At 71.9% G+C, this 25,610-nt stretch carries 22 protein-coding genes and 2 tRNA genes; 18 read left to right on the forward strand and 6 right to left on the reverse strand.

The genetic code is table 11. From position 1 onward, the window contains the following. The first annotated feature begins 92 nt into the window (after nucleotides 1-92). From IAG44_RS25325 to IAG44_RS25350, 6 genes are all read left to right on the forward strand, one after another. Nucleotides 93-692, forward strand: a complete 600-nt coding sequence (locus IAG44_RS25325) for a CGNR zinc finger domain-containing protein (protein ID WP_187749367.1) — start codon at nucleotides 93-95, stop codon at nucleotides 690-692. Between the two features lie 946 nt (nucleotides 693-1,638). Then, nucleotides 1,639-2,160: a sigma-70 family RNA polymerase sigma factor gene (locus IAG44_RS25330; RefSeq protein ID WP_010039908.1), complete on the forward strand. Its 522-nt coding sequence runs from the start codon at nucleotides 1,639-1,641 to the stop codon at nucleotides 2,158-2,160. Nucleotides 2,161-2,222: 62 nt separating this feature from the next. Continuing rightward, entirely contained in the window at nucleotides 2,223-2,999 is a 777-nt protein-coding gene (locus tag IAG44_RS25335) for an anti-sigma factor family protein (RefSeq protein ID WP_246562070.1), read from the forward strand. A 74-nt stretch (nucleotides 3,000-3,073) separates the two neighbouring features. After that, entirely contained in the window at nucleotides 3,074-5,446 is a 2,373-nt protein-coding gene (locus tag IAG44_RS25340; RefSeq protein ID WP_187749369.1) for a HelD family protein, read from the forward strand. 317 nt (nucleotides 5,447-5,763) lie between these two features. Then, the gene (locus IAG44_RS25345; protein ID WP_187749370.1) at nucleotides 5,764-7,182 is read left to right on the forward strand and encodes an NAD-dependent malic enzyme; all 1,419 of its coding nucleotides are present in this window, start codon (nucleotides 5,764-5,766) and stop codon (nucleotides 7,180-7,182) included. Between the two features lie 309 nt (nucleotides 7,183-7,491). Then, entirely contained in the window at nucleotides 7,492-7,773 is a 282-nt protein-coding gene (locus tag IAG44_RS25350) for an HU family DNA-binding protein (protein WP_005486790.1), read from the forward strand. 91 nt (nucleotides 7,774-7,864) lie between these two features. Here the strand turns inward: IAG44_RS25350 and murA are convergent, their stop codons facing one another. Beyond that, nucleotides 7,865-9,211 carry a UDP-N-acetylglucosamine 1-carboxyvinyltransferase gene (gene murA / locus IAG44_RS25355; protein ID WP_187749371.1) on the reverse strand — a complete coding sequence of 449 codons (1,347 nt, stop codon included), beginning with the start codon at nucleotides 9,209-9,211 and terminating at the stop codon, nucleotides 7,865-7,867. Nucleotides 9,212-9,463: 252 nt separating this feature from the next. Here murA and IAG44_RS25360 point away from each other — a divergent pair, with 252 nt between their 5' ends. The 7 genes from IAG44_RS25360 (at nucleotide 9,464) to IAG44_RS25390 (ending at nucleotide 17,806) form a co-directional block, all read left to right on the forward strand. Next, complete coding sequence (locus IAG44_RS25360; protein ID WP_187749372.1) at nucleotides 9,464-10,036, forward strand: YqgE/AlgH family protein; 573 nt, start codon at nucleotides 9,464-9,466, stop codon at nucleotides 10,034-10,036. A 28-nt stretch (nucleotides 10,037-10,064) separates the two neighbouring features. After that, a complete protein-coding gene (locus IAG44_RS25365) occupies nucleotides 10,065-10,349 on the forward strand; it encodes a DUF3039 domain-containing protein (protein WP_187749373.1) in 285 nt (94 codons plus the stop codon). A 333-nt stretch (nucleotides 10,350-10,682) separates the two neighbouring features. Continuing rightward, the gene (locus IAG44_RS25370; RefSeq protein WP_187749374.1) at nucleotides 10,683-11,576 is read left to right on the forward strand and encodes an FAD binding domain-containing protein; all 894 of its coding nucleotides are present in this window, start codon (nucleotides 10,683-10,685) and stop codon (nucleotides 11,574-11,576) included. Beyond that, on the forward strand, nucleotides 11,573-13,528 hold the full coding sequence (locus IAG44_RS25375) for a (2Fe-2S)-binding protein (RefSeq protein WP_187749375.1): 1,956 nt from the start codon (nucleotides 11,573-11,575) through the stop codon (nucleotides 13,526-13,528). Before IAG44_RS25370 ends, IAG44_RS25375 begins: the two co-directional genes overlap by 4 nt. 151 nt (nucleotides 13,529-13,679) lie before the next feature. Continuing rightward, on the forward strand, nucleotides 13,680-15,986 hold the full coding sequence (locus tag IAG44_RS25380) for a xanthine dehydrogenase family protein molybdopterin-binding subunit (RefSeq protein WP_187749376.1): 2,307 nt from the start codon (nucleotides 13,680-13,682) through the stop codon (nucleotides 15,984-15,986). Between the two features lie 36 nt (nucleotides 15,987-16,022). Further along, complete coding sequence (locus tag IAG44_RS25385; RefSeq protein WP_187752858.1) at nucleotides 16,023-16,520, forward strand: AAA family ATPase; 498 nt, start codon at nucleotides 16,023-16,025, stop codon at nucleotides 16,518-16,520. 122 nt (nucleotides 16,521-16,642) lie between these two features. After that, complete coding sequence (locus IAG44_RS25390; RefSeq protein WP_187749377.1) at nucleotides 16,643-17,806, forward strand: SUKH-4 family immunity protein; 1,164 nt, start codon at nucleotides 16,643-16,645, stop codon at nucleotides 17,804-17,806. An 8-nt stretch (nucleotides 17,807-17,814) separates the two neighbouring features. On the opposite strand, the gene IAG44_RS25395 is transcribed toward IAG44_RS25390, so the two are convergent. Continuing rightward, nucleotides 17,815-17,909 (reverse strand) — tRNA-OTHER (locus tag IAG44_RS25395). A gap of 16 nt (nucleotides 17,910-17,925) precedes the next feature. Beyond that, nucleotides 17,926-17,997, reverse strand: a tRNA-Cys gene (locus tag IAG44_RS25400). 134 nt (nucleotides 17,998-18,131) lie between these two features. On the opposite strand from IAG44_RS25400, the gene IAG44_RS25405 reads away from it, so the two are divergent. The 5 genes from IAG44_RS25405 to IAG44_RS25425 all read left to right on the forward strand — a co-directional run bounded on the left by IAG44_RS25405 (nucleotide 18,132) and on the right by IAG44_RS25425 (nucleotide 22,974). After that, complete coding sequence (locus IAG44_RS25405; RefSeq protein WP_187749378.1) at nucleotides 18,132-18,326, forward strand: ribbon-helix-helix domain-containing protein; 195 nt, start codon at nucleotides 18,132-18,134, stop codon at nucleotides 18,324-18,326. 2 nt (nucleotides 18,327-18,328) lie between these two features. Next, the gene (locus IAG44_RS25410) at nucleotides 18,329-18,703 is read left to right on the forward strand and encodes a type II toxin-antitoxin system death-on-curing family toxin (protein WP_187749379.1); all 375 of its coding nucleotides are present in this window, start codon (nucleotides 18,329-18,331) and stop codon (nucleotides 18,701-18,703) included. A 537-nt stretch (nucleotides 18,704-19,240) separates the two neighbouring features. Beyond that, nucleotides 19,241-21,037, forward strand: coding sequence for a DEAD/DEAH box helicase (locus IAG44_RS25415; RefSeq protein WP_187749380.1), 1,797 nt, complete (start codon nucleotides 19,241-19,243; stop codon nucleotides 21,035-21,037). A gap of 279 nt (nucleotides 21,038-21,316) precedes the next feature. Next, entirely contained in the window at nucleotides 21,317-21,958 is a 642-nt protein-coding gene (locus tag IAG44_RS25420; RefSeq protein WP_187749381.1) for an IclR family transcriptional regulator, read from the forward strand. A 224-nt stretch (nucleotides 21,959-22,182) separates the two neighbouring features. Next, a complete protein-coding gene (locus tag IAG44_RS25425) occupies nucleotides 22,183-22,974 on the forward strand; it encodes a S16 family serine protease (protein ID WP_187749382.1) in 792 nt (263 codons plus the stop codon). A 182-nt stretch (nucleotides 22,975-23,156) separates the two neighbouring features. Here the strand turns inward: IAG44_RS25425 and IAG44_RS25430 are convergent, their stop codons facing one another. The 3 genes from IAG44_RS25430 to IAG44_RS25440 form a co-directional block, all read right to left on the reverse strand. Next, nucleotides 23,157-23,741, reverse strand: coding sequence for an ArsR/SmtB family transcription factor (locus IAG44_RS25430; RefSeq protein WP_187749383.1), 585 nt, complete (start codon nucleotides 23,739-23,741; stop codon nucleotides 23,157-23,159). Between the two features lie 93 nt (nucleotides 23,742-23,834). Further along, nucleotides 23,835-24,788 (reverse strand): glycine betaine ABC transporter substrate-binding protein, encoded by a 954-nt coding sequence (locus IAG44_RS25435; RefSeq protein ID WP_187749384.1) that lies wholly within the window; start codon nucleotides 24,786-24,788, stop codon nucleotides 23,835-23,837. Continuing rightward, complete coding sequence (locus IAG44_RS25440; protein ID WP_246564416.1) at nucleotides 24,785-25,576, reverse strand: ABC transporter permease; 792 nt, start codon at nucleotides 25,574-25,576, stop codon at nucleotides 24,785-24,787. The genes IAG44_RS25435 and IAG44_RS25440 overlap by 4 nt, the downstream gene beginning before the upstream one ends. Nucleotides 25,577-25,610 lie beyond the last annotated feature (34 nt).

Consider the following 25,610-nt stretch of genomic DNA (forward strand, 5'->3'; position numbering starts at 1 on the left):
TGGGGGTGCGGGCAGGCACTGTGGGAGGGGGACCGGGCCCGGTGGCCCGGACCCCGGTCGTTCTCTGTCCTTCGCTAGGCGGTGACAGCTCCATGGCGCTGCGTGTGGCAATGGTTCCGGGTCCGTACGAGTTGCGGTTCGACGCCGGGCGGTTGTGCCTCGATCTCCTCGCGACCAGTCGTCCGCATGAACGCCTCGACGACGCCGGGTCGTTGGCCGCCTGGATCGGGGCGTCCGGGGTGGTTCCCGTCGGCGCGCTGCCGGTTCGGGTCGACGCGGGGTGGCTGGTGGGGTTCCGTGAACTGCGGGGCGCTGTCGGGAGGTTGGTGCAGGGGTGTCTGCACGCCGAGGGATTCTCCTGCGAACGTCCGCTCGCGCAGCTCAACGAGGCCGCGCTGCCGGCGCCGCCGGCTCCCCGGGCCGTCCTCTCCCAAGAGGGCCTGCTCACCGCCGAGTTGGCCACACCGGCGACCTGTTCCGCCCTCCTCTCCACCATCGCCCGCGACGCCCTCGACCTCCTCACCGACCCCTCCTCCCGCGCCGCCCTGCGCGAGTGCGAGGGGGACAACTGCGGCATCGTCTACCTCGACACCTCCCGTGGACGCCGGCGCCGCTGGTGCTCCAGCGAGGTCTGCGGAAACCGGGAGCGGGTCGCCCGACACCGGAGGCGAGCGGCGTTGGCGCGGGCGTGAGGGGGTGCGGAGGGCCGGGAGTTGGGGGTGCGGGTTCGGCGCGGTACGGGTGGGGTGGTGACGTGCGTCGGCGGGTGCGGGTGCGTCGTGGTTGTTCGCGCCCCGCGGCGGAGCCGCAGATCGATACAGCCCCGCGCCCCTGGGGTGGGTGGGGGTGAGTGTGGGTGGCCAACTGCCCGTAGGGGGCGGGTGGTGGACCGGCCGCCAGCGGGCTCGCCCCCGCCGCAGGCCCACCACCACGGCCTGCGCGGCCACGACCGCCGACCGGCCGCACACACCCGGCACAGCGACCGGACGAGGCTCCGCCCGACGAGGCACCTGCCGGACGCGAACACCCCCCGGCCCCCCAGCCCGCACCCACCACACCCATATCCCGCCACCCCGACCCATCCACCCTCCCCACCCAGGCCGGCGAACAACGCCCTCGACCCGCCGCCCCCAGCCAAAGGTGCTTGCAAAGTCCGTCAGTTGGCATACCCGCGAGGCAACTGCCCTCGCCGAGGAGTCCGCGCGCGTAGAGCCATGGCGTATCTCGGACCGGATGTGGAAGTCAGGTCGGAGAGGGGAGCGGAAGCGGCGCGTGAAGGGGTGTCAACTCGCCTTGGCGTCGCCCCACATGACCCATTCGCCGCGAAACTCCGCATCGCGTCCCGCCTCTTGTTGAAGTGATTTCGACAACACTCCGTTTCACTTGCGCGTCACCCGGGCACGTGGCGCGATCTTGTCGATGTGGCGGAAATGTAAAGATCTTTGGGCGGGGATGTGCGGCCATGTCCACCTCGTCACGGCGTCGGAAACGAATTTGTCGAGCCCCTTTGAACACTCCCGCACCCCCGCCCGTACTCGTGGCGGAGCGACCGACTGGGGGAACCCCCGGACATCGGAGGTGGGCGTGCGCAAGGATTCCGTCGTGGCCAATGAACGTGGATCGAGGGCCCGACATCGCATGTCCCAGCCCTCGGAGCCTGATGAGGAGCTGATGCGTGCCCTGTACCGGGAGCACGCCGGACCTCTCCTCGCATATGTCCTGCGCCTGGTCGCCGGAGACCGCCAACGCGCCGAGGACGTCGTACAAGAGACTCTTATCCGTGCCTGGAAGAACGCCGGACAGCTCAATCGAGCCACCGGATCGGTACGCCCCTGGCTGGTGACGGTCGCCCGGCGCATCGTCATCGACGGACACCGCAGCCGGCAGGCCCGGCCGCAGGAGGTCGACCCGTCACCGCTGGAGGTCATCCCCGCGGAGGACGAGATCGACAAGGCGCTGTGGCTGATGACCCTGTCGGACGCGCTCGACGACCTGACCCCGGCCCACCGGGAGGTGCTCGTCGAGACGTACTTCAAGGGGCGTACCGTCAATGAGGCGGCGGAGACCTTGGGCATCCCCAGCGGCACCGTCCGCTCCAGGGTGTTCTACGCCCTGCGGTCGATGAAGCTGGCTCTGGAGGAGCGGGGGGTGACGGCGTGATGAGTGTGTACGGGGGACAAGGCGGCGGATTCGGCATGGGTGGTCCGGGTATGTCTGGACCCATGAGCCCCAGGCAGGGAACCCCCGCTCCCAACGAGCACGAGACCGTCGGCGCCTACGCGCTGGGCATCCTGGACGACGCCGAGGCGACCGCCTTCGAGGCCCACCTCGCCGGCTGCGAATGGTGCGCCCAGCAGCTCGACGAGCTGGCCGGCATGGAACCGATGCTCGCCGCCCTCGCGGACCTGCCGGGCACCGGCACCCCCGCGATCGGCGAGTCCCTGTCCGCCAAGCCCAGCCCGCGCCTCGTCGAGAAGCTGGTCGACGAGGTCGCCGACCGCCGCGCGGCCAAGCGCCGCCGCTCGTTCTTCCTGGTCGCGGCCGCCGCCGCGCTCATCATCGGCGGCCCGCTCGGCGTGATGGCGGCGACGGGAGGGGACGACGGCGGCGCCAAGACCGGCGTCGTGGCCTCCGCGAACCCCGCGAAGGACGTCTTCGGCACGCTCTCCGACAAGAGGACCGCGACCGACGCGGGCACCAAGGTCACCGGCACCGTCGCCTACGCCAAGAAGGCGTGGGGCACCGAGGCCGTGATCGAGCTCAAGAACGTCACCGGCCCGGAGAAGTGCGTCCTGATCGCCGTCGGCAAGAACGGCGAACGCGAGACCGTCTCCACCTGGGCTGTCCCGAACTGGGGCTACGGCATCCCGGACGCCCAGACCGAGCAGGCCCGCAACCCGCTGTACGTCATGGGCGGCACGTCCATGACGCCCGACCAGATCGACCACTACGAGGTCGTCACCCTGGGCGGGAAGAAGCTGGTCCAGATCGACGCCTGAGCGCGCGTGACTTCCACGCACCGGCCCCCTTCGCGTACGGTTGACGGCTGCCCAGCACGTCAGAAGGGGGCCCGGTGGCCGCTCAGGCTCAACAGGAGACCGCGCTCAGATCAGCGTCCGCGACGGCCCTGGACTCGGTCCAGGACTCCGTACGCGACCGCGAGATCAGCGTCGAACAGGAACACCTCGACCGGGTCTACCGGCGTCTCGAGGAGAAGATCCACGAGGCCGAGTTCCTGCTCCACGACGCGTCCCAGCGCGGTCAGGTCGGCACGCCGGGCGCACTCGCCGAGCGTGACGCCCAGGTCTTCCGGGCCGGGATCCACCTCAACCGGCTCAACAACGAGTTCGAGGACTTCCTCTTCGGCCGGATCGACCTGCTCCTCGGCAAGGACGGCAAGAAGGGCCCCGACGGCGCCTACACGGCCGTCGAACCCGCCGAGGGCGTGATCCGGGACGACAACACCGCCGACATCGCCGAGACGCTGCACATCGGCCGCATCGGCGTCCTCGACGAGGAGTACGCGCCCCTCGTCATCGACTGGCGCGCGCCCGCCGCCGCGCCGTTCTACCGCTCCACCCCGGTCGACCCCGGCCGCGTCGTCCGCCGCCGCGTCATCCGCTCCAAGGGCCGCCGCGTCCTCGGCGTCGAGGACGACCTGATGCGCCCCGAGCTGACGGCGTTCCTGGACGGCGCCAAGCTGCCCGCGATCGGCGACGGCGCCCTCATGGCCGCCCTCGGCCAGGCCCGCACCCACACGATGCGCGACATCGTCTCCTCCATCCAGGCCGAACAGGACCTGGTGATCCGCGCGCCCGCCGCGTCCGTGGCGTACGTGGAGGGCGGCCCCGGTACCGGCAAGACGGCCGTGGCCCTGCACCGCGCGGCCTACCTCCTCTACCAGGACAGACGCAGATACGCGGGCGGCATCCTCATCGTCTCCCCGACCCCCCTCCTGGTCGCCTACACCGAGGGCGTCCTGCCCTCCCTGGGCGAGGAGGGCCAGGTCGCGATCCGCGCGATCGGCTCCCTCGTGGACGGCGCGGAGGCCACCCTCCACGACTCCCCGGCCGTCGCCCGCGCCAAGGGCTCGTACCGCATGCTGAAGGTCCTGCGGAAGGCGGCGCGGGGGGCGCTGGAGGTGACCCCCGGGGGTACTACGGGTACTACGGGTACTACGGGTACTACGGAGTCCTCAGGTACCCCCACCCGCCTGCGCGTCGTCGCCTTCAACCGCCGCCTGGAGCTGGAGGCCGACACCCTGGACCACGTGCGCCGCACGGCGCTCAGCGGCACAGCCCCGGTGAACCTCCTGCGCCCGCGCGCGCGAAAGCTGCTCCTTGACGCCCTCTGGGAGCGCTCGGGAGCCGCGTCCCGGCACACCGACCCCGAACTCGCCGCCGAGCTGCGCCTCTCCTTCGACGAGGACGTCTCGACGGAGGACTCGTTCATCGAGTTCCTGGACGCCTGGTGGCCCGAGCTGACCCCCAAGGGTGTCCTCGCGGCGATGGCGGACGAGCGCCGGCTCGGCCGCTGGGCGCGCCGGATCCTGAACCCGGGCGAGGTCCGCAGGGTCGCGCGCTCGCTGAAGCGCGACGGCTACTCGGTGCACGACATCGCGATGCTGGACGAGCTCCAGGCGATCCTCGGCACCCCGGCCCGCCCGAAGAAGAAGCGCGAACTCGACCCCCTGGACCAGCTCACCGGCCTCGACGAGCTGATGCCCGTGCGCGAGGAGACGCAGCGGGAGCGCGCCGAGCGGCTGGCGCAGGAGCGCGTGGAGTACGCGCACGTCATCGTGGACGAGGCGCAGGACCTCACGCCGATGCAGTGGCGGATGGTCGGCCGGCGCGGCAGGCACGCCACGTGGACGGTCGTCGGGGACCCGGCGCAGTCGTCCTGGTCCGACCCGGACGAGGCCGCCGAGGCCCGCGACGAGGCGCTGGGCAGCCGTCCGCGCCGTCGCTTCTCCCTCACGGTCAACTACCGCAACCCCGCCGAGATCGCCGAGCTGGCGGCGAAGGTGCTGGCCCTGGCGATGCCCGGCGCCGAGTCCCCGAGGGCGGTGCGCTCGACCGGGATCGTCCCGCGCTTCACGGCCGTCCGGCAGAGCCTCGCCGAGACCGTCCGCGCGGAGACCGCCCGGCTCCTCGGCCAGGTGGACGGCACCGTCGGCGTCGTCGTCGCCATGAACCGCCGCGAGGAGGCCCGCCGCTGGCTGGACGGCCTCGGCGACCGTGCGGTGGCCCTGGGCAGCCTGGAGGCGAAGGGCCTGGAGTACGACGCGACGGTCGTCGTCTCCCCGGCGGAGATCGCGGACGAGTCCCCGGCGGGCCTGCGTGTCCTGTACGTGGCCCTGACCCGGGCGACGCAGCAGCTCACGGTGGTCTCCGGAGAGCGCGACGAACCGGACGAGGCGGGGGTACCGGACCTGCTGCGGGAGTAGTTTTCCGGTGAACTCCCGGGACGGGAATGGTTCGCGGGCGTCGGTTTGTTAGCCTTGCTGTGACACCGGCTCGATCCAAGCCCCCGGGCCCAACCTTAGTCGCTTCGAGCGACCACTTGCCGCGAGGCGAGCATGGCGGGCCGGTGTCACAGGCTTGACGAAGAGGCCCACGTCCGATGTGACGTGGGCCTCTTTCCGTCGTGAACACAAGGACCGCAATCCAGGCCCGGCTAACGCCTACCCGACGGTAGGTGCGACGATCGGACAGCAAGATTCAGCCTCACGGCGAAGCCTTACGGTGAAAGAGGAAGTCGGCCATGGCAACGGCGCCCAGCGTCTCCTACTCGATGACGATCCGGCTGGAGGTGCCCGCCAGCGGAACCGCGGTCTCGGCCCTCACCACCGCCGTGGAGTCCTCCGGAGGCTCGGTGACCGGCCTCGACGTGACCGCGTCGGGCCACGAGAAGCTGCGCATCGACGTCACCATCGCGGCCACCTCGACGTCCCACGCGGACGAGATCGTCGAGAAGCTGCGCGGCATCGAGGGCGTCACGCTCGGCAAGGTCTCCGACCGTACGTTCCTGATGCACCTCGGCGGCAAGATCGAGATGGCGTCCAAGCACCCCATCCGCAACCGTGACGACCTCTCCATGATCTACACGCCGGGCGTCGCCCGCGTCTGCATGGCGATCGCCGAGAACCCCGAGGACGCCCGCCGCCTCACCATCAAGCGCAACTCCGTCGCGGTCGTCACGGACGGCTCCGCGGTCCTCGGCCTCGGCAACATCGGCCCCAAGGCCGCGCTGCCGGTCATGGAGGGCAAGGCGGCCCTCTTCAAGCGGTTCGCCGGCATCGACGCCTGGCCGCTGTGCCTCGACACCCAGGACACCGACGCGATCGTCGAGATCGTCAAGGCCATCGCCCCGGGCTTCGCCGGCATCAACCTGGAGGACATCTCCGCGCCGCGCTGCTTCGAGATCGAGGCCCGCCTGCGCGAGGCCCTGGACATCCCCGTCTTCCACGACGACCAGCACGGCACCGCCATCGTCGTCCTCGCCGCGCTCACCAACGCGCTGCGGGTCGTCGGCAAGGACGTCTCCGATGTGAGGGTCGTCATGTCCGGCGCGGGCGCGGCCGGTACCGCGATCCTCAAGCTGCTCCTCGCGGCGGGCGTCAAGCACGCCGTCGTCGCCGACATCCACGGCGTCGTCCACGCGGCCCGCGCCGACCTCGTCGACGCGCCCGCGGACTCGCCGCTGCGCTGGATCGCCGACAACACCAACCACGAGGGCCTGACCGGCACCCTCAAGGAGGCCGTGCGCGGCGCGGACGTGTTCATCGGCGTCTCCGCCCCGAACGTCCTCGACGGGGACGACGTCGCCGCCATGGCCGAGGGCGCGATCGTCTTCGCGCTCGCGAACCCCGACCCCGAGGTCGACCCGGGCGTGGCCCGGCAGACCGCCGCCGTCGTCGCCACCGGGCGCTCCGACTTCCCCAACCAGATCAACAACGTGCTGGTCTTCCCGGGTGTCTTCCGCGGTCTCCTCGACGCGCAGTCCCGGACGGTCAACACCGAGATGATGCTTGCGGCCGCGAAGGCGCTGGCGGACGTGGTGACCGAGGGCGAGCTGAACCCGAACTACATCATCCCCAGCGTCTTCAACGACAAGGTCGCCGGCGCGGTGGCCGGGGCGGTGCGGGAGGCGGCGAAGGCGGCCGGCGCGTCGGCGTCGTAACCTTATCGATGCCCCAAAGCGGTCGCCTTCGTGACCGCCTTGGGGTCGCGTCTGTGAGACTTCCCACGCTTGGTGACCGGCGCGTCGCGGAACCGGGCTGGTCGGCGGTGACTCTAGGGTTGCGGCCGAACAGGCGCCTTTCGTGTGCCTCCCCCGGGGGTTCTCACGACCCCTACGGGTGCCGGATTGGCTTTCGCGCCGCAGGTAGGGGCAGGATGCGACCCTGGGCGCGAGCGTATCGGCTTCGCTGTGCCCGAGGCTTTGCCGCAGGGCACGCCCCAACAGCAAGAAGAACACGGGAGTAACAACATGAACCGCAGTGAGCTGGTGGCCGCGCTGGCCGACCGCGCCGAGGTGACCCGCAAGGACGCCGACGCCGTGCTGGCCGCGTTCGCCGAGGTCGTCGGCGACATCGTCGCCAAGGGCGACGAGAAGGTCACCATCCCCGGCTTCCTGACCTTCGAGCGCACCCACCGTGCCGCTCGCACCGCGCGCAACCCGCAGACCGGCGACCCCATCCAGATCCCGGCGGGCTACTCCGTCAAGGTCTCCGCGGGCAGCAAGCTGAAGGAAGCCGCGAAGGGCAAGTAAGGCTCAGCGGCTTCGCCTCGCTGAAACAAACGATGGGCGGCCCTCCTGAAAAGGAGGGCCGCCCATCGTCGTATCTGTGTCAGAAAGCCTTTCAGCCGAGCGTCTTGCCCGGGAGTTCGACCTTCGCGCCGAGTTCCACCAGCTTCTCCATGAAGTTCTCGTAGCCCCGGTTGATCAGGTCGATGCCGTGGACCCGGGACGTGCCCTCCGCGGCCAGTGCCGCGATCAGGTACGAGAAGCCGCCCCGGAGGTCCGGGATGACCAGGTCGGCGCCCTGGAGCTTCGTCGGGCCCGAGACGACCGCCGAGTGCAGGAAGTTGCGCTGGCCGAAGCGGCAGTCGGAGCCGCCGAGGCATTCGCGGTAGAGCTGGATGTGGGCGCCCATCTGGTTCAGGGCGGAGGTGAAGCCGAGCCGGGACTCGTAGACCGTCTCGTGGATGATCGAGAGGCCGGTGGCCTGCGTGAGGGCGACGACCAGGGGCTGCTGCCAGTCGGTCTGGAAACCGGGGTGGACGTCCGTCTCCAGGGCGATCGACTTGAGCTGGCCGCCGGGGTGCCAGAAGCGGATGCCCTCGTCGTCGATCTGGAAGGCCCCGCCGACCTTCCGGTAGGTGTTCAGGAACGTCATCATCGAGCGCTGCTGGGCGCCGCGGACGTAGATGTTCCCGTTGGTCGCGAGCGCCGCGGAAGCCCAGGAGGCGGCCTCCAGACGGTCCGCGAGGGCCGCGTGGGTGTAGCCGCCGAGCTTGTCGACACCGGTGATGCGGATCGTGCGGTCGGTGTCCATGGCGATGATCGCGCCCATCTTCTGCAGGACGCAGATGAGGTCTTCGATCTCCGGCTCGACCGCCGCGTTGGACAGCTCGGTGACGCCCTCGGCGAGCACCGCCGTCAGCAGCACCTGCTCGGTCGCGCCGACCGACGGGTACGGCAGCCGGATCTTCGTGCCGCGCAGCCGCTGCGGCGCCTCCAGGTACTGGCCGTCCGCCCGCTTCTCGATCGTCGCGCCGAACTGGCGCAGCACGTCGAAGTGGAAGTCGATCGGCCGACCGCCGATGTCGCAGCCGCCGAGCCCGGGTATGAAGGCGTGCCCGAGCCGGTGCAGCAGCGGGCCGCAGAACAGGATCGGGATGCGGCTGGAGCCCGCGTGCGCGTCGATGTCGGCGACGTTCGCGCTCTCCACGTACGTCGGGTCCATCACCAGCTCGCCCGGCTCCTCTCCCGGACGGACCGTCACCCCGTGCAGTTGCAGCAGTCCGCGTACGACGCGCACGTCACGGATGTCCGGAACGTTGCGCAGCCGACTCGGCTCGCTGCCCAGCAGGGCGGCCACCATGGCCTTCGGCACGAGGTTCTTCGCGCCGCGGACCCGGATCTCGCCCTCCAGCGGGGTTCCGCCGTGGACAACCAGTACGTCGTCAGAGCCGTTGACGGTCATGAATCTCGCGTTCCGTGGGGTGGGGCAGGGCCAGAAGGGACAGGGTAATCGCCGTTCACCCCCCGCCCGTAAGCCCAGGACGTCCACAGGACCGTCATGGCTGTGTCACAACACGATCGGTGTGGTGCCGGGTACGTGCGGTCACTGACGCTCCACGCGCGCGTAGAGGGTCGTCACCTGCCCGGAGCTGCCCGAACTTCTCTGCGCGCATTGCCTCCCCACACGTGGGGAAGATGCGGGATCATGTCTGGCATGACCGAGGTGTCCTCGCTCACAGGGCGGCTGCTCGTGGCAACGCCCGCCCTGGCGGACCCGAACTTCGACCGCGCGGTGGTGCTCCTTCTCGACCACGACGAGGAGGGCTCGCTCGGTGTCGTCCTCAACCGCCCGACGCCCGTGGGGGTGGGCGACATCCTGGAGGGCTGGGCCGACCTCGCCGGGGAGCCCGGTGTCGTCTTCCAGGGCGGCCCCGTCTCCCTCGACTCCGCGCTCGGCGTCGCGGTGATCCCCGGCGGCGGCTCGGCGGAACGCGCGCCGCTCGGCTGGCGGCGCGTGCACGGCGCGATCGGCCTCGTCGACCTGGAGGCCCCGCCCGAACTCCTCGCCCAGGCGCTGGGCTCCCTGCGCATCTTCGCCGGGTACTCCGGCTGGGGCCCGGGACAGCTGGAGGACGAGCTGGGGGACGGCGCCTGGTACGTCGTCGAGTCGGAGCCCGGCGACGTCTCCTCGCCGGCGCCCGAAAGACTCTGGCGCGAGGTGCTGCGGCGCCAGCGCAGCCAGCTCGCGATGGTGGCCACGTACCCGGACGACCCTTCGCTCAACTGAGGGGTGTGAGCTTCAGTACCCTGGGCGCATGAGCACTCTTCCCGAGCCCGAGCGCGGAACAGGTACGGGAACCCTCGTCGAGCCGACGCCGCAGGTGTCGCACGGCGACGGTGACCACGAGCGGTTCGCGCACTACGTCCAGAAGGACAAGATCATGGCGAGCGCCCTCGACGGGACCCCCGTCGTCGCGCTCTGCGGCAAGGTGTGGGTGCCCGGCCGCGACCCCAAGAAGTACCCGGTCTGTCCCATGTGCAAGGAGATCTACGAGTCCATGGGCTCCGGGGACGACAAGGACGGGGACGGCGGCAAGTAACGCTTCTTCGTGGACGCCTCCGGCACGCGCGCGGGTGCGTGCCGGAGGCTTTCGTGCGCTCGGGCGGCCGGCGGTACGCACCTTGTCGGCATGGTCGATACGCACCTTGTAGGCAAGTAGGGAAAAACCCCTCAGGGTCACCGAAGAGGGGCAATTCGCGCAGAGTGCGGACGGGCGGGGAAAACGGGTCTGAGGTGGGCGAACAGTCCCAAGTGGACCCCTGTCCTCGGGCGTTGCGAACATGTGCCAGAGTTGCCACGTCCGCCCTGTCAGCACGTACCGTACGGCGCAACAGGTGGGACCAGGTGGGGCAGCGGGAAGGGGCAGCCGGTTTTGACCACGCACGCACCGCAGGCGGCGCAGTCCGTGACGCTGCCCACGACCCTGGACGAGGCCGTCGCGGCCCTCGCGGCGATGCCCACGGCCGTCCCCGTCGCGGGCGGCACCGACCTCATGGCCGCCGTCAACTCCGGCCAGCTCAGGCCCGCCGCGCTGGTCGGCCTCGGCCGCATCAGCGAGATCCGCGGCTGGCAGTACCAGGACGGCCACGCCCTCCTCGGCGCGGGCCTCACGCACGCGCGCATGGGACGCCCCGACTTCGCCGCCCTCATCCCCGCCCTCGCCGCCTCCGCGCGCGCGGCGGGTCCCCCGCAGATCCGCAACGCGGGCACCCTCGGCGGCAACATCGCCACCGCCGCGCCCACCGGCGACGCGCTGCCCGTGCTCGCCGCCCTGGAGGCCACCCTCGTCATCGCGGGCCCCGGCGGCGCCCGCCGCGAGATCCCCGTCTCCCACCTGCTGGCCGGCATGGAGATGCTGCGCGGCGGCGAACTCATCGGCTACGTGCGCGTGCCCCTGCTGCACGCCCCCCAGGTCTTCCTCAAGGCGACCGGCCGCACCGGACCCGGCCGCGCCGTCGCCTCCGTCGCCCTCGTCCTCGACCCCGCCCGGCGCGGGGTGCGCTGCGCGGTCGGCGCCATCGCCCCGATGCCGCTGCGCCCGCTGGACGCCGAGGCGTGGGTCGCCCGCCTCATCGACTGGGACAACAACCGGCGGCTCGTGCCCGAGGCGCTGACCGCGTTCGGCGAGTACGTCGCCGCCGCCTGCATCCCCGACCCGGTCCCGGAGGTCGACGGCAGCGTCGTCCCGCTGCCGCCCGCCGTACTGCACCTGCGGCGCACCGTCGCCGCGCTGGCCCGACGAGCACTGGGGAGGGCGCTGTCGTGACCGACGAGCAGCACAGTCAGGAACACGGCACGCCACAGGGCGTCAGCCGCTGGGATCCGCTGCCGCAGGGCGACTACGACGACGGCGCGACCGCCTTCGTCAAGCTGCCCGAAGGGGGCGTCGACGCGCTCCTCGCGCGCGACAGTCCCCTCGCGGCCCCGGGCCACGGCTACGTGCCGCCGCCGATAGCGCCCACGCCGGGCGCCGAGAACTGGGGCGCGCCCGCGGACGGCGCCGAGTGGCCCGCGCCCACCGTCTCCGGTTCCGGCGACGACCGCTTCACCTACCCCGGTCAGCAGACCGGGCAGTGGACCTACGAGGAGCCGCCGCCGGCCGCGCCCGCGCACGACGTGACCGGGCAGTGGTCCATCCCCGTCGCCGGGGGCGATCTCCCGGACGAGTCGGGGGAGTTCACCGCGTCGGCGCTGGTCGAACAGCAGTGGGGCGGCGATCCCTCGTCCACGCTGCCCGGCGGGGCCGCCGCGCCCTGGGCCGAGGCCGGCTGGGACCAGCAGGGACACGCCGGGCACTCCGACGGACGCGGGGTCGAACTGCCGGGCCTCTCCGGGTACTCGGACGGGCGCGGGACCGAATTCGGCGCGGCCGTCGGGCAGTCGGACGTCGGGCAGTCGGACGGGCACGGGGTCGGGTACCCCGAGGTGCACGCGGACGGAGCGCCCACGGGGCACGCCGAAGGGACCGGCGCCGGGCTGGAGTTCGGGCACTCCGACGGACGGGGCCTCGATCTGACCGGCAGCGACGGGCGGGGGCTCGATCTCGCCGGTGGCGTGGAGTACGGGCGCGAGGAGTACAGGGGCGAGGCGGGGGCGCACGAGGGGGCGGCCGGTGCGGTCGCCGGTCTCGGCGAGGTTGCCGCTCCCGGTGAGGCCGTCGGCCCCGGTGAGGTCGTTGGTCATGCCCCTGCCGACTCCGAGGCCGGTGCCGGGGCGCCCGCTCTCGTCGAGCCCGACGCCGCCTCCGCCGTCATCAGCCGGCTGACCTCCGGGGCGGGGCAGCGGCTCGCGCCGGAACCCGAGCCGGAGCCCGAGGCGGTGGCGGACACGGCGTCGGACGCCGGTCCGGACGGCCATGGGGTCCCGGCCGCCGAGGACGCTCCGGGCGCGGCTTCCGCCGAGGCGGCCGTCGAGCCGGCCGTCGAACCGGCGTACGAGGCCCCGCAGGAGCCCGTGGAGGCCGCTGAGAGCGCCTTCGGGGCCGAAAGTGACCCCGAGGTCGCCCAGGGTGCTCCCGAGGGCCTGGAAGAGGCTCAGGAGGACGCGGGGGCGGACGAGGCCGAGGAGGCCGTGCCGCCGCCCGGCGAGGAACATCCGCTCGCCTCGTACACGCTGTCCGTCAACGGCGCCGACCGGCCCGTGACCGACGCCTGGATCGGCGAGTCGCTGCTGTACGTCCTGCGCGAACGCCTCGGCCTCGCGGGCGCCAAGGACGGCTGCTCGCAGGGCGAGTGCGGCGCGTGCAACGTCCAGGTGGACGGGCGGCTCGTCGCCTCCTGCCTGGTGCCCGCCGTGACGACCGCGGGCAGCGAGGTCCGCACGGTCGAGGGCCTTGCCGAGGACGGGCAGCCGTCCGACGTCCAGCGCGCGCTCGCGCGGTGCGGCGCCGTCCAGTGCGGCTTCTGCGTCCCCGGCATGGCGATGACCGTGCACGACCTGCTGGAGGGCAACCCGGCGCCGACCGAGCTGGAGGCGCGCCAGGCGCTGTGCGGCAACCTGTGCCGCTGCTCCGGCTACCGGGGCGTCCTGGACGCCGTCCAGGAGGTCGTCCAGGAGCGCGAGGCCCTTGCCGCCGCCGAGGCTGAGACGGACGGCGACGGGGCACGTATTCCGCATCAGGCGGGCCCGGGGGCCGGCGGGGCGAGCCCGTCGGTCTTCGACACGGGGACCTTGGGAGGACAGGGCCAGGTGTTCGGCCAGGACGGAGGCCAGGCGTGAGCGAGCCGGTTCCGTACGGCGCGGCGGCCGTACGCGGGGCGTCGAGCCCGTACGGCGCGTCGTACGCGCGTAGAACGTCGCACGACGGAGGTGGCCGGCCCCGCGTCTCGCGGGCGCGGGCGTACGCGTGCGGCCCGGACGGAGGTGCGGTGTGAGCCAGGACGCCGTCGCCGCGCCCGTCGCCCCGGAAGCCGTCGCCGTGCCCGAGGCGATCCCGCACGGGCTGGGGTCCTCGCTGCACCCGGCGGACTCCCGCGCGAAGACCGAGGGCACCTTCCCGTACGCCGCCGACCTGTGGGCGGAGGGGCTGCTGTGGGCGGCCGTCCTGCGCTCCCCGCACCCCCGCGCGCGCGTGGTGTCCATCGACACCTCCCACGCGCGCGAGATGCCCGGCGTCCGCGCCGTCATCACCCACGAGGACGTCCCCGGCACCCCCCGGCACGGCCGGGGCGTCGTCGACCGTCCCGTCTTCGCCTCCGAGTACGTGCGCCACCACGGCGAGCCCCTGGCGGCCGTCGCCGCCGACCACCCGGACACCGCGCGCATGGCCGCCGCCGCCGTCATCGTCGAGTACGAGGTCCTGGACCCGGTCACCGACCCGGAGCTGGCGTTCGAGGCCGAACCGCTGCACCCCGACGGCAACCTGATCCGGCACATCCCGCTGCGCCACGGCGACGCGGAGGCCGTCGGCGAGGTCGTCGTCGAGGGCCAGTACCGCATCGGCCGCGCCGACCCCGCCCCGATCGGCGCCGAGGCCGGACTCGCCGTCCCGCGCCCGGACGGCGGCGTCGAGCTGTACCTCGCCTCCACCGACCCGCACACCGACCGCGACACCGCCGCCGCCGTCTACGGACTGCCGCCCGAGCGCGTGAAGATCGTCGTCACCGGCGTCCCCGGGGCCACCGCCGACCGCGAGGACCAGGGCTTCCAACTGCCGCTCGGCCTGCTCGCGCTGAAGACCGGCTGCCCGGTCAAACTCACCGCCACGCGCGAGGAGTCGTTCCTCGGGCACGCCCACCGCCACCCGACGCTCCTGCGCTACCGCCACCACGCCGACGCCGAGGGCAAGCTCGTCAAGGTCGAGGCGCAGATCCTGCTCGACGCGGGCGCGTACGCGGACACGTCGTCCGAAGCGCTCGCGGCGGCCGTGTCGTTCGCCTGCGGCCCCTACGTCGTCCCGAACGCGTTCATCGAGGGCTGGGCCGTCCGCACGAACAACCCGCCCTCCGGGCACGTGCGCGGAGAGGGCGCGATGCAGGTCTGCGCGGCCTACGAGGCGCAGATGGACAAGCTCGCCAAGAAGCTCGGCCTCGACCCCGCCGAGCTGCGCCTGCGCAACGTCATGGCGACCGGCGACGTCCTGCCGACCGGCCAGACCGTCACCTGTCCCGCACCCGTCGCGGAACTCCTCCAGGCCGTCCAGGAACACCCCCTCCCGGCGCTCCCCAAGGACACCCCGGAGGACGAGTGGCTGCTGCCCGGCGGGCCCGAGGGCGCGGGCGAGCCGGGCGCCGTCCGCCGGGGCGTCGGCTACGGCCTCGGCATGGTCCACATGCTCGGCGCGGAGGGCGCCGACGAGGTCTCCACGGCCACCGTGAAGGTCCAGGGCGGCGTCGCGACCGTCCTGTGCGCGGCCGTCGAGTACGGCCAGGGCTTCACCACGCTCGCGCGCCAGATCGTCCAGGAGACCCTGGGCATCGACGAGGTCCACGTCGCCCCCGTCGACACCGACCAGCCGCCCGCGGGCCCCGGCTGCCGGGGGCGCCACACCTGGGTCTCCGGGGGCGCCGTCGAGCGGGCCGCCAAGATGGTCCGCACGCAGCTCCTGCAGCCGCTGGCGCACAAGTTCGGCATGTCCCACGAACTGCTCCAGATCACCGACGGCAAGATCACCTCGTACGACGGCGTGCTGTCCACCACCGTCGCCGAGGAGCTGCACGGCAAGGAGCTGTGGGCGACCGCGCAGTGCCGCCCGCACCCCACCGAACCGCTCGACGGCGCGGGCCAGGGCGACGCCTTCGTGGGGCTCGCGTTCTGCGCCGTGCGCGCGGTGGTCGACGTCGACATCGAGCTGGGGTCCGTGCGGGTCGTCGAACTCGCCGTCGCCCAGGACGTCGGGCGGGTGCTGAACCCGGCCCAGCTGGCGGCCCGGATCGAGGCCGGCGTCACCCAGGGCGTCGGGATCGCCCTCACCGAGAACCTGCGCACCCCGCGCGGGCTGATCCGCCACCCCGACCTCACCGGGTACGCGCTGCCGACGTCCCTGGACGTGCCGGACATCCGGATCGTCAAGCTCGTCGAGGAGCGGGACGTCGTCGCGCCGTTCGGGGCGAAGGCGGCCAGCGCGGTGCCCGTGGTGACGTCGCCGGCGGCGGTGGCGTCCGCCGTGCGGGCGGCTACGGGGCGGCCGGTGAACCGGCTGCCGATCCGGCCGCAGGCGGCTGTGGTGACGCAGTAGTTGGCGGTTTCGGGGGTCTTCGTGATCACCGGCGTGATGGCGTCGGGGAAGTCGACCGTCGCGCAGGCGTTGGCGGAGCGGTTGCCGCGTGCGGCGCACGTGCGCGGGGATGTGTTCCGGCGGATGGTCGTCTCCGGGCGGGTTGAGTACGGGCCCGGGGCCTTGGGGGCGGCGCGGGAGCAACTGCTGTTGCGGTACCGGCTGTCCGCCGCGACCGCCGACGCGTACGCGGACGCCGGGTTCGCCGCCGTCGTCCAGGACGTGATCCTCGGGGACGACCTCGCCGTGTACGCCGGGCTGGTGCGGGCGCGCCCGCTGTACGTGGTGGTGCTCGCGCCGGACGCCTCGGCCGTGGCCGCGAGGGAGGCGGGGCGGGGCAAGACGGGGTACGGGGACTGGTCCGTGGGGGAGCTGGACGCGTGGCTGCGGGAGCGGACGCCGCGGATCGGGCTGTGGCTGGACACGTCCGCGATGACGCCGGACGAGACGGTCGAGAAAATCCTCGCCGAGAGGCAACGTGCGAGGGTCCGGTGACGTCTTGGCCGGTGGAGGGGCGTTGTCAGTGGGGCGGCGTAGTGTTCTGAGCAGTGGGGTGCTCAGGGCGTGAGCCGGGGCGTCCTGCCTGGTGAACGACCATGTTCAGGCACGGGGGAGCAATGAACGGCACGGCAGCGGCGACGACGATCACCTTCACCGAGGACGCGCTCGACCCGTACGTGACGCACGCGCCGACCCGGCGCTGGCTCACCGGCCCCGGCCTGCCCGGCGTGGGCGGACTGGTCACGTTCGAGGCGCTGCGGCGCGACGGACTGCGGACGGTGGCGGACTCGACGGGGGACACCGCGGGGGCGCTCGCGGCGGACGTCCGCGACCAGCTCGTCATCGGCGGGCTGCTCGGCGCGCGGGGGCAGGAGACCGAGTCGGTCGTCCTCGACGGCGTCACGGGCGCGGTCTCCACGACGTACTTCTTCCACGACCGCCCCGACCTCATGGACCTGCGGCCCCTCGCCCCGTCCCTGGAGAAGCTGATCCGCTTCGCCACGGCCGCAGACGAACTCGCGGCGCTGCGCGGGCAGTTCGCGTCCTACGCGGGCCGCTTCGGCGCGCAGGCGGTCGCCGAGGCGACGAAGCATCTGCTCGCGCTGTACGAGGGCGAGTCCGACGGGGAGGTCGCGCCGTACTGGAAGACGATCGCCGTCATCCGCCCGCTCTCCCTGATGGCCGGGCCCGGCACGACCTCGGGCCTCGCGCTCGACCTCCCGCCGCGCCTCCTCGACGACGAGTACGGGCAGGGGGAGATCGTCCGCTTCGAGGAGATGGACTTCCCGCCGGCCCTCACGCACGCCCCCACCCGCCACTTCCTCGCTGCCGTCGGCCTCCCCGAGGAATCCGTCTGGTTCACCCTCGACACGGACGCGCCCCTGCGCACGCTCCCCGACTACTGCGCCGACGAATCCACCCCCCACGACCTCCCGCCCCGCGCCGCCCACCTGATCCGCCTCGGCTCCCTCCTGGAGGACACGAGCCTCGTGGTGGACGGCACCACCGGCGCCGTCTTCTCCTACACCTTCCCCGACCAGACCCTCCGCCCCCTCAACGCCGACATCTCCACCCTCGCCTTCACCCTCTGGCTCATCCACCGCGAACGCACCCTCGACGCCCTCCACGACCTCACCGCCACCTACGACCACCTCACCGAGGCCATGAACCACACCCTCGCCGCCGTCGACCCCACAGCAGTCCTGCTCGGCGAGAACGACGACTGGCACTACTGGCCCGAGGTCTTCGGCGACGAGGCCGGGGGAGGGCTGTACGCGTAACCCTTCAGAGGCCGTGGCGGGAATCGAACCCGCGTAACTCCCCGCGAGCGGAGCTCGCTATTGGATGCGGTGCAGGCGAGCCCCTGAACCACTCGGGCACGCCGTTCAGCGTTGGTGAGAGGCCGTGGCGGGAATCGAACCCACGTAACTCGCTTTGCAGGCGAGCCCCTGAACCACTCGGGCACACGGCCAAGTTGCCGGGGTTTCTCCCGGACTTGGTGAGGTGACCGTATGGCGGCAGGGGAGCGGGGTTCAAGGTTCCTGGTGGGGCTGCAATGGGACTGCCACACGGCGTTCATGAAAGGGGTTGTTAGCCTCGGGCGGCATGAACGATCTCGGTTTGTCCGCTGAGCTGCGTGCGGCTCTGGAAGACCTCGCCGATGCCACCGGCCGGAGTGCGGAGGAGGTCGCCGCGGAGGCCGTTCGGCGGTATGTGGCGGGGGAGCGGGGGAGGGTGCTCGGGGTTGCGGAGCGGTTGGGGGGCGCGCATGCGGGGCTGTTGAAGAGGTTGGGGGAGTAGAGGTGGCCAGGTTTCTCACCGTCGCCGAGGTCGAGGAGATCGCGCGTGTCGCGTTCGGCGGGCGGGCGCCCGAGGCCAGGGACGCCGGGTTGCTCGCGTCCGCCGTTCAGCGGCCCCGTGCGCGGGTGTTCGGGACCGCCGCGTACGAGGACGTGTACGAGCAGGCCGCGGCGCTGCTGCATGCGCTCGCCGTCAATCACCCCCTTGTCGACGGGAACAAGCGCACGGCGTGGCTCGCTGCGGCGACGTTCCTCGGGGTGAACGGGGTCGATCTCGCGGAGTGTGCCCAGGACGCGGCGTATGCGCTGGTCGTGGACGTGGCGGCGGGGCAGGAGAGCGACGTCGGGGTGATCGCGGGACGCCTGAGGGCGTTGTGACGTGGGTCCCAACCGGGGGTGGCGCGGCCTCGTCCGGGCCGTCTCCGCGAGCCCCCGCCGGTAGGGTGGCCCGGTTGTCATACGTAGCCGAGACCCACCCGGAGCCGAGACCCCGAGCCCTGAGATCCACCCGGAATCCGGGACCCCGAGCCCCGAGATCCCCTCGGAGACCGGACCCCGGAACGAGGCCCCGAACCCCGAGACCGCCTAGGAACCGAGCCCACCCCGGACCCTGAGACCACCCGGAGACCGGACCCCGGAACCGGGCCCTGAGCCCGCGACCGGGACACCGGGACGGAGCCCGGAGACCGGACCTGGATCTGGCCCCCGGCCCCGGAGGCCGGACCCGGATCTGGACCCCGGACCCGAACCACCGACCCGGACCCGGAGGCCGGGCCCGGACCCCGGTAGACCGGAGCCGGACCCCGGAAACCCGGAGCCGGACCCCGGTAGACCGGAGCCCGACCCCGGACCCCCGGACGCCCCGTCCCAGTACCGCAAACCCGGACCCCGAGACCCACCCCCGAACCGGAGACCGTGACTACCACCGCCGCCTCGACGTCCTCGCACCACCTCTCCCCCGCCTTCCCGGGCCGCGCCCCCTGGGGCACCGCCAGCAAGCTGCGGGCCTGGCAGCAGGGTGCGATGGAGAAGTACATCCAGGAACAGCCCAGAGACTTCCTCGCCGTCGCCACCCCCGGCGCCGGAAAGACGACGTTCGCGCTGACGCTGGCGTCATGGCTGCTGCACCACCACGTCGTCCAGCAGGTCACCGTCGTCGCCCCGACGGAGCACCTGAAGAAGCAGTGGGCGGAGGCCGCCGCCCGCGTCGGCATCAAGCTGGACCCCGAGTACAGCGCGGGCCCGCTGAACAAGGAGTACGACGGCGTCGCCGTCACGTACGCGGGCGTCGGCGTCCGCCCCATGCTGCACCGCAACCGCAGCGAGCAGCGCAAGACGCTGGTGATCCTGGACGAGATCCACCACGCCGGCGACTCGAAGTCGTGGGGCGAGGCGTGCCTGGAGGCGTTCGAACCGGCGACCAGACGCCTCGCGCTCACCGGTACGCCGTTCCGGTCCGACACGAACCCGATCCCGTTCGTGACCTACGAGGAGGGCGCCGACGGGATCCGGAGGTCGTCCGCCGACTACACCTACGGCTACGGCTCCGCGCTCGCCGACCACGTCGTCCGCCCGGTGATCTTCCTGTCGTACAGCGGCAACATGCGCTGGCGCACGAAGGCCGGCGACGAGATCGCCGCGCGCCTGGGCGAACCGATGACGAAGGACGCCGTCAGCCAGGCGTGGCGCACGGCGCTGGATCCGCGCGGCGAGTGGATGCCGAGCGTGCTGCGCGCCGCCGACCAGCGGCTGACGGAGGTCAGGAAGGCCATCCCGGACGCCGGCGCCCTGGTCATCGCCTCCGACCAGGACTCCGCGCGCGCGTACGCGAAGCTGATCCGCGAGCTGACGGGGACGAAGGCGACGGTCGTCCTCTCCGACGACACCGGCGCCTCCAAACGCATCGACGACTTCGCCGCGAGCACCGACCGCTGGATGGTCGCCGTCCGCATGGTGTCCGAGGGCGTCGACGTCCCCCGCCTCGCGGTCGGCGTGTACGCGACGACGATCTCGACGCCGCTGTTCTTCGCGCAGGCCGTCGGACGTTTCGTGCGCTCCCGCAGGCGCGGCGAGACCGCGTCCGTGTTCCTGCCGACCGTCCCTGACCTGCTGAGCTTCGCCAACGAGATGGAGGTCGAGCGCGACCACGCCCTCGACAAGCCCAAGAAGGGTGGCGAGGAGGACCCGTACGCCGAGGAGGACAAGCTCCTCGCCGAGGCGGAGAAGCAGCAGGACGAGGACACCGGCGAGCAGGAGGAGTTCAAGTTCGAGGCGCTGGAGTCCGAGGCCGTCTTCGACCGCGTCATGTACAACGGCGCCGAGTTCGGCATGCAGGCCCACCCCGGGAGTGAGGAGGAGCAGGACTACCTGGGTATTCCGGGTCTCCTCGAACCCGACCAGGTGCAACTGCTGCTCCAGAAGCGCCAGGCCAAGCAGATCGCCCACAGCAAGAAGCGCCCCGACTCCGAGGCCGACCTGCTGGAACTGCCGGCCGAGCGGCGTCCCGTCGTCTCCCACAAGGAGCTGATGGAGCTGCGTAAACAGCTCAACACGATGGTCAGCGCGTACGTCCATCAGAGCGGCAAACCGCACGGCGTGATCCACACGGAGCTGCGCCGGGTGTGCGGCGGGCCGCCCAGCGCCGAGGCGACCCCGGGGCAGTTGCGGCAGCGGATCGCGAAGGTGCAGGAGTGGGCCACGCGGATGCGGTGACGCGGGGGCGTACGTATCGGGACAATTGTCGGTAGTCCATACCGGCCATTGACCGGATTCTGGACGGAGTCTTCCGCTCAGCGAACTCTCCCCGTTACTGTCCCGCTACGCACACGCCCTGTGGCAGTGTCGCCGCAGAGCGCAGCCGTGTAGCGACCGGGCCCGGACACCGCCGGGCCCTTCTGCCGAGCGCGGCCTCTGAAGCGCGTCGACGACGGGACATCGGAGACGCACAAGCCGCGAGGGGGCCGTGCCTCACCACCGTAAGGAGTGGGCGTCGTGACCGCGGAGACCTCCCAGACGCTCGATCGGGGACTCAGGGTTCTCAAGCTGCTGGCCGACACGGATCACGGGCTCACCGTGACCGAGTTGTCCACGAAACTCGGTGTCAACCGGACCGTCGTGTACCGGCTGCTCGCCACGCTGGAGCAGCACGCGCTGGTCCGGCGTGACCTCGGCGGGCGGGCCCGGGTGGGGCTCGGGGTGCTGCGGCTGGGGCGTCAGGTGCATCCGCTGGTCCGGGAGGCCGCGCTGCCCGCGCTGCGCGCGCTCGCCGAGGACATCGGGGCCACGGCCCATCTGACGCTGGTGGATGGCACCGAGGCGCTGGCCGTCGCCGTCGTGGAGCCCACGTGGACCGATTATCACGTCGCTTACCGGGCCGGGTTCCGGCATCCGCTGGAGCGGGGGGCCGCCGGGCTCGCGATACTCGCCGGGCGGCGCAAGGCCGTCGGCGATCCGGGGTTCTGCCTCATGCAGGGAGAGCTTGAGGCGGGCGCGAGCGGGGCCGCGGCGCCGCTGCTCGGGGTCACCGGGGTGGAGGGCAGCGTCGGGGTGGTGATGCTGGCGGACGCGGTGCCGGAACGGGTGGGACCCCGGGTGGTGGACGCGGCACGGGAGGTGGCGGAGGCGCTTCGGTAGTGCCGGGTCCCTTAGGGGGCGGGATCAGGAGGCCGGTCGGTAGTAGTCCCGTGCGCCTCAGGAGGCCGGATCGCGGATGCTGGGGCCGGATCGCGGATACCCGGGCCGGACTGCGGACGCCATGGGCCGGGCCATGGATCGGACGCCGGGGGCCGGGCCATGGATTGGATGCCGGGGGCCGGACCACATGCCCTTCTGCTCAAGCGTCACGTTAGATTTGCTCCGTGCTCTCTCGCCTCTCCCGTGTCCAGGCCGTCGCCGTCTGCGCCGTGCCCCTCGTCGCGCTGCTCGGGGTGGCCGCCTTCGTGCCGCTGCCGTTCGCCATCGCCCAGCCGGGGATGACCGCCGACGTGCTCGGGGAGAACAAGGGGACGCCGGTGATCACGGTGTCCGGTGCGCCGGTGCGCAAGACGTCCGGACAACTGCGGATGACGACGATCGTGGCGACCGGGCCCGACGCCGAGGTGTCGCTGGGCGATGTGCTCGACGGCTGGTTCCGGACGGACTCCGCCGTGATGCCCCGCGACTCCGTCTACCCGAGCGGGAACTCCGTCAAGGAGATCGAGCGGCACAACACCGAGCAGATGACCCAGTCGCAGGACGCCGCGACCGAGGCCGCGCTCGCCTATCTCGGGCGGTCTTCCAAGGACGTCAAGGTCGACCTGACGCTCGCCGACGTCGGCGGCCCCAGCGCCGGGCTGCTCTTCACCCTGGGCATCATCGACAAGCTCGCCGGCGACGGGGACGGCGGTGACCTCACCGGCGGTCGCGTCATCGCCGGGACCGGGACGATCGACGCGGACGGGGCCGTCGGCGCCGTCGGCGGGGTCGCGCTCAAGACGCAGGCGGCGCGCAGGGACGGGGCGACGGTGTTCCTCGTCCCCAAGGACGAGTGTGCCGACGCGCAGGCCGAACTCCCCTCCGGCCTGCGGCTGATTCCGGTCACGGACCTGAAGAGCACGGTCGCCTCCCTCAAGGCCCTGGACAGCGGCAAGGGGAACGTGCCTAGCTGCTGATCGCCGGCCGCCGCGGGGTGGCCAGCCGGAGGCCGAGCTCCACGAGCGTCCATCCGGCGCGGACCCTTAAGGGTGCGGTGGGGGTGCGGGCGAGGCGGTGGGTGGCGGCCTGGGCCTGGAGTTCGGCGGCGCGGTGGTGGTGGAGGGGGAGGTGGAGGTCGGGGTGGTACATGGGGGTCCCTTCAGGTGGTGGTGATGGGGAAGACGTGGCTGTGGGCGCGGATCCGCTGGGTTCCGGGGGCGTCCTCGGCGGCGGCGCGGCTTCGGTAGTCCTCGTAGACGCGGTGGATGTCCTCGATGAACGCGAGCGCCTGTTCGGGGGTGAGCCGCAGTGTCGTGCTGCTCATGTCCCAGGTGCGGCTCCATTCCTCGGGCCATGAGGCGCGGTTGCCCAGCCAGGTCGACAGCTCCCTGGTGTGGTTGGTCGCGATCTCGTGCATGTAGAGGTCGGCGGCGCCGCGCACGGCCGGGTCGGCGTCGGTGAGCAGTTCGTCGTCGAACTCCAGGCCGGTGTGGGTCGCCTTCCACCAGCGTTCGCGGCCCTTGCCCTGCTCGGGGTCGTCCTCGATGAAGCCGTACTCGGCGAGCTGCCGCAGGTGGTAGCTCGTGGCGCCGCTGGACTCGCCCAGTTTCGCGGCGAGTTGGGAGGCCGTCGCTGGTCCGCCGAAGCGGAGGGCGTCCAGCAGCTGGATCCGTAGGGGGTGTGCCAGTCCGCGCAGGGAGCGGGCGTCGATCTTGCGCACCTCGGGGTGCTGAGGCTCGGTCACGCGTACAAAGATAGCCTTGCAAAGGAAGCTATGCAACGGAATCTTTGCAACCCGCTCCAGCTCTGCCGATGCCCTGACTCACCTCGCCTCACCTCACTTCACCAACCCCTGCGCCTTCATCCAGTCCAGTGCCACCTGGTGCGGATCCTCCCCGTCGACATCCACCTTCGCGTTCAGCTCCTGCGCCACCGCGTTGTTGAGCCGAGCGGAGATCGGGTTCAACACCCCGGCGATCGCGGGCCACTTCTTCATCGCCTTGGAGTTGATCTCGGGCGCCGCGTTGTAGTTGGGGAAGAAGTGCCGGTCGTCCTCCATCACGACGAGGTCCATCGCCTTGATCCGCCCGTCGGTCGTGTAGACCTCGCCGTACGTGCAGTGCCCCTTCTGCGTCTGGGTGTAGATGATCCCCGAGTCCATCTGGGTGATCCGGGACGACGGCACACTCATCCCGTACGCCTTCTGCATCCCCGGCAACCCGTCCGCCCGGTTCGCGAACTCGCTCTCCACGCACAGGGACACGGCCCTGGGGTCGGACTTGGCGAGCGCGGCGACCTGGGACAGCGTCCGCGTCCCGTACTTCTCGTAGGCCGCGCGGTTCATCGCGAGCGCGTACGTGTTGTTGACCTGGGACTGCGGCAGCCAGGTCAGCCCGTTGCGGACGTCGGCCCCGCGGACGGCCTCCCACTGGGCCAGCGGATCGGTGACCGGCCGGCTGTTGCCGAGGTAGGTGATCCAGGCGGTCCCGGTGTACTCGTACATCCCGTCCGCGTCGCCCTTCTTGACCGCTTCGCGCGCCCCGATGGACCCCTGGATGCCGGTCCGGTCGAGGACGTCCGCGCCGGCCGCCTCGAAGGCGATGCCCATCATGGCGCCGAGGATGAGGTTCTCGGTGAACGACTTGGAGGTGACCGTCAGTTCGGCCCCCTCGAGCGGCTTGCCCTGCCCGATCGTGCCGGGCTCGACGTCGTCGACCATGGGCGAGCCGGACGTCAGACCGCACGCGGACAGCAGGGACGCGGCGACGAGCAGGGTGATCCAGCGTCTCATCGGCCGGTCTCCAATCCCCTTGGCCGCAACAGGAGTTCGGCGATCGACGCCAGCCAGTCCACGAGCAGCGCGAGCGCCACCGTGAGGATCGAGCCCAACACCAGTACGGGCATGCGCTGGTTGGTGATCCCGGTCGTGATCAGCACCCCGAGCCCACCGCCCCCGCCGAACGTCGCCAGCGTCGCCGTCCCCACGTTGAGGACGAGCGCCGTGCGGACGCCCGCGAGGATCAGCGGTACGGCCAGGGGGAGTTCGACGCGCGACAGGACGCCGACGGGGGACATGCCGATGCCCCGCGCCGCCTCCAGGAGCGTCGGGTCGTTCGCGCGCAGCCCCGCGATCGTGTTGGACAGCACCGGCAGGACGGCGTAGGCGATGATCCCGATCAGCGCGGCCTTCTCCCCGATGCCGAGCCAGATCACGAGCAGCGCCAACAGGCCGATGGCCGGGGTGGCTTGGCCGATGTTGGCGATCGCCATGACGACCGGCGTGGCCCTGCGGACGGCACCCCGGGTGAGCAGCACACCGAGCGGGATCGCGATGATCAGCACGAAGAACGTGGAGATCGCGGTGAGTTCGACGTGCTGCCACAGCGCCTTGGAGACCTGCCCGCCGGAGAGCGCGTTCTCGGAGATCGAGTCCAGATCGGCCTGCTGGAACCAGATCCAGGTGCCGAGGAGGAGGACGACGAGGAAGGCGGGCAGGACCGTCAACTTCCGCCAACTGAGCAGAGGTTGGGCCTTGGCAGCGGGCCGCGGCGTCGGCTCGTCCGGCGCGTCGGCGTCCAAGTCGGCGTCCGTGCCTGGGGAGTTCACCTCGGGG

The sequence above is a fragment of the Streptomyces roseirectus genome (assembly GCF_014489635.1).
Lineage (GTDB): Bacteria > Actinomycetota > Actinomycetes > Streptomycetales > Streptomycetaceae > Streptomyces > Streptomyces roseirectus.